The organism is Marinimicrobium sp. UBA4209 (assembly GCF_002381585.1).
Classification (GTDB): Bacteria; Pseudomonadota; Gammaproteobacteria; order Pseudomonadales; family Cellvibrionaceae; genus Marinimicrobium; species Marinimicrobium koreense.
The window spans coordinates 1-4,478 of the sequence record NZ_DFTP01000090.1 but is presented as its reverse complement, the minus strand read 5'-3'; the positions used below and the strand labels follow the sequence as shown (position 1 = coordinate 4,478).

At 57.3% G+C, this 4,478-nt stretch carries 2 protein-coding genes; both read right to left on the bottom strand.

Going from position 1 to position 4,478, the window contains the following annotated elements; genetic code table 11:
- The coding region (locus tag B3187_RS13050; protein WP_286806923.1) for a TonB-dependent receptor at positions 1 to 3,067 on the bottom strand (3,067 nt) is incomplete at its 3' end.
- A 141-nt stretch (positions 3,068 to 3,208) separates the two neighbouring features.
- Positions 3,209 to 4,478 (bottom strand): family 20 glycosylhydrolase (locus B3187_RS13045; protein ID WP_286806922.1); only part of this gene is annotated, 1,270 nt, incomplete at its 5' end.

The window sequence follows — 4,478 nt, the reverse complement described above, 5'->3', positions numbered from 1 at the left end:
TCAGAAAGTGTTCCAGAACATCTATGAAGATGTTCTGGAACACTTTCTGATCTTCAAATTCGAGGTAGGTGTCCTGATACTCTTCATTGATGTTGGCTCCGTTTAGGTACACGGACCACTGATCAGTGATGTCGTAGGTGACGTTCAGATCGAGTTGGCCATAGTCATCCTGGTACAGGGCCTGTTCAGCCAGCGTGGCAGCGCCACCAATGGCGATCAGACGGGGCGAGCGGAAGTTGTATGCCAGACGGGCCGACAACCGGTCGTTCTCATACCAACCAACGATATTGTAGGTATCTTCCGAGTTGTTCGGGAAGGGCAGCTCTTTGCCCGCCAGGCCGGTGGCGTCCTGCGAGCTTTCGGACAATGTGTAGTTCACATCAAAGCCGAAATCGGACAGGAAACCGTCGGTCAGGTCGCCAAAAGCAACTTTCGCGGCCAGCTCGAAACCATTCACCTCGCCACCGGTACCTTGAACCAAAGCTGAGAAAGGCCAGGGACCGCGGTTAATGCCATCGCTATCCGGTTCGTCCAACATGATGGTATCGGTCTGGACAAAGCTGTCGATTTCGATCCGGTACATGGCGGCACTCACCATTGAGGCATCACCCAAATACCATTCCGCGCTCAAGTCATAGTTTTTGGCGCGAGTGGGATCGAGCTCCGGGTTACCGTTCAGACTGCCATCCACAACGCGCATGCACTGACAGTCGTCATTGAAGGTGCGGCCCACACGCTTGGCACCACCCCAGTCCATCAGGTTCAATGGCTGCATGGTTTCACCGTAGCCGAGACGAACAATCACGTCATCGGTCGCGTTGATGGCGACGTTCAGGCTTGGCAAGACGTCTGTGTAGCTCCGGCGGGTCACGACATCACCGGTATCATAGGACACGCCGGAGTGCGGCACTTGAGCGCCCACTTCATTCTGAACCACGGTCAGGTCGGTTTCGATGACTTTGACCCCGAGATTACCGGTGACAAAATCGTCGTAGTTGAAGTTGACTTGGGTGAAGTAGCTGAACTCATTTAAGCCGACGCTGTAAGTTTCCCCCGGCTGTTCGTACTTGATCTGTTCACCGAAGACGCGCTCCTGGAAGGCCAGCGTATCGTCAAGCTCGCGCGGATCCACAGCCCAGACTCCGGGAATGCCGGACACGGGTCCGAAATCGTCGATCCAGACCACATCGGCATTCTGATCCAGGGTCATCGGTGGAATCAGTGTGTATGGCGCATATTCCTGATCACCGTTTTCGTCGAGAACCGGATCACCATTTTCATCGACCAGGAACTCACCTTGTTGCAGATCGGGATCACACTCCGCGGTGCCCGCGAACTGGTCTACCGCTTTCCATTGCGCCTGACAGCCGGTGTCTTCGAATTCCGCGAAGTAGGAGAAAACTTCGTGATCCACAAAGCGCTCACTTTGGCGCAGACCGACATCAACACTGGTAATACCAAAAGGCTGGTCATCAAAGGCATAGTTCCAGCGAGTGCTGAAGGTGTTCATTGTGGCTTCGTCGTCGGTATTACCCTCGGACGAGCCGGCACCGACGTGGTAGGCACTGATGTCGGCCATATAATCCGCTACCGACTGCTCGCCCAGACCACCGTCGACTGTTTGATCGAAGCCACTAAACGCCGGGTGTTCTCCGGACGCATCGTAGCGGATCTGGAAATCGTTGGTTTCAATACCATTGGGTGAGAATTGGATAAAGCAGCCACCGTCTTCACCCACCGGCTCGCCGGGAATGGCGTTGTCACCCGTGCAATCTCCCGCCGGGCGCAGGCCGCCGGGGCCGGTCACCAGGCTTCCCTGATCAATGCTGAGCAGATCGCCCTCGATATAGCCATGACGCATCTGAGCATCGGCACTGGCGCGGGTCAGTCGAACCTGACCGGTGAGAGCACCACCCATGTCAAAGTTCAACTCGGCGCTGCTGTTGTTGGACTCTTCCAGGTTGTAGTTGGTCTGGGTGAACGACTGCATCCGGTAGGGATTCAGATCGTACATGGTGGTAGTGGCCCAGCTATTGCCTTCGTACTCGAAGCGATCCTCGGTAAGACCTTCCTCCACCGGTAGCGCATAGTGGTTGAAACCCTGCCAGCGGCTATTGTGGTTAAAGCCGGCGCGCCGGTTCCAACGTTCCTGCTTGCTGTAGAAATGATCAACGACCAGCTCTACACCATCCGCAAGTTCCGCCTGGAAAGACAGGTTCAGGCCGTCCCGATGACGCTCTTCCGCTTTATTGAATGCGGTCACACCATGAGGCACGGTGTAATAAAAATCGTAGGGGGTGGCCGGACCAATTCCCCAGTAGGTATGGTTGTTGTTGTGCCAACCCAGGTTCCCGCCGTTTTCGGAGGTGTCATTCCAGCCGTTGAAGTTACTGGACAAGTTCTTCTCGGTGGTTACCGCACTGACCAGAAAGCCAACGTTGTCATTTGTCCAACCAACCAAACCACTAACCGTGGGATCGGTCTCCTCGCTGATCGAGCCCTGGTCGACCTCTGCAGAACCAGAGAAAGTCCAACCGTTATCCAGATCAAACGGGCGGCGGGTTTTCAGATCCACAGTGCCGGAAATACCCAGGGTGCTCAGGGTCGCAAGCGGGGATTTGTAGACATCGGCGCCGGAGAACAGCTGGGAGGGCAAGTCACCAAAGTCGGCGCCGGAGGAATCGATGGTGGTGGCACTCAGAAAGGTTTCGCCGTTGAGCGAGGTGGCGACATTGGCCAGGCCGCGAATCTGGACTGGACCACCTTCACCGGCGGTGCGCTCTACCTGAATACCGGGAATCCGCTGGAGGGAGTCGGCGATGGTGACATCCGGCAGCTTGCCGATGTCTTCGGCGGAAATGGCATCGACGACCGAGGCCGCATCGCGTTTGGTGTTCACCGCGTTGAGCTGGGAGGCGTACACGCCGGTGACCACAATTTCTTCCAGCATGGGCTCATCCTGCGCCTGCACCAATGCGGGTGCGATCAGCAGTGATGAAATGCTGGATGCGAGCAGGGTTTTTCTGAAACCCCTGGGTTTATTGAATGCTTTGCTGCGAGTTTCCATGACGACCTCCTAACGGATCTTATGTTGTTTTGATGGACGTTGTTGGTACTACTGTTTTCTAGCTTATGCTCTTTTTACGCCCGATGGGACAACGTTGTCAAACACTTTTTTGTAGAAAGTTGTTCCGGTACCACCCGCCGGTCAATCCAGGCGGGTCGAACGACTGACGTTGTTGTCCAGACGGGTGCGCAACATCACCGGTGCCTGTTCGGCCGATACCGACGACTGGAAGGCTTGCCAGTCCAGGCCATTGGTGCTGACTTCGACCGGCAGGCCGGGCAGGGCGGTGTTCACCTGCAATTGGCCGTTTTCCCACCGGGCACCCGGAGGGGCCAGATACGCCTGGACACCGGCTTCGGCGAGGCGCGGTAATTCGCGTTCCGCCAGGGTTCGGGCGAACACCGCAAATTCCCGTGCGCGAGCCTCGGCACTGGAAGAGCCCCCTTCCCATTCGGCTCTGTGCCAAGCGCGCTCGGCCAAGGCGAGCAGGCGGGGGTAGACCATGCGCTCGAGCTGCTCCGGGGTACGGATGGTTTCGGTCCAGACCTGGCCCTGAATGCCGAGGATGTTGTCCGGTTGTTTCAGGGGCGGCAGGGCGCGCCCCACTAGCGCCTCGAGGTTGTCGATGGGCGCGCCATTGCGGGTAGTGTCGGCGTTGGCATAGAGGTGTTCGGGCATGTAGCCGAACACTTTGCGGGTATCGGTGTACCGGGTGGCCCAGTAGTAACCGCGCTCTTTTGGGTGGGCCTCATAGGGGTGGTCAAAGTAGAGATGGGTACCGTGAGACAACACCACCTCATAACCGGCGTTTGCCAAACGATAGGCCCGGTCGGCCACGCCCCATTCCCAGATGTTGTCCCAGGCGTTGGCGATGACCCGGTCGTTGTCAAACTGACCCCGGTTGAACGGATTGTTCGCGTCGTACATCAAGCCGTCTTCCCAGCCCGCGAGGGCCAGGCCCCGCTGCTTGGCCAGCGCGGCAACGCGGCTGACAAAGTAGGGCTTCAGATCTGCAACACCGGCAACACCTTCCCGTTCGGCAATCAGATCCCGGCAGGCGGGGGAGCCAGTCCAGGAGCCTTTGCCCACTTCATCGCCCCCCATATGGAAGATGTTCAGCTTGAGTCCGGCATCCCGGTACATCTGCTGCAGCTCGTACATCACCTTGTCCACAAAGGCATAGGTGGACTCCAGGCAGACATCGATGGAGTTGTCGGTGTAGTTCTGTACGGTCATGTAATCCGAGGTGTCCTCGGGATGAGACAGCAGGTACTGACGGGCGGCCTCCGGTTGTTCCGCAGCCATCAAACGGCGGTAACGGGCGTCCATGGACTTGATGGCTGCCCGGGCATGACCGGGCATATCGATTTCGGGGATAACTTCAATGTGCTGTCTAACGTCAATTACTTTG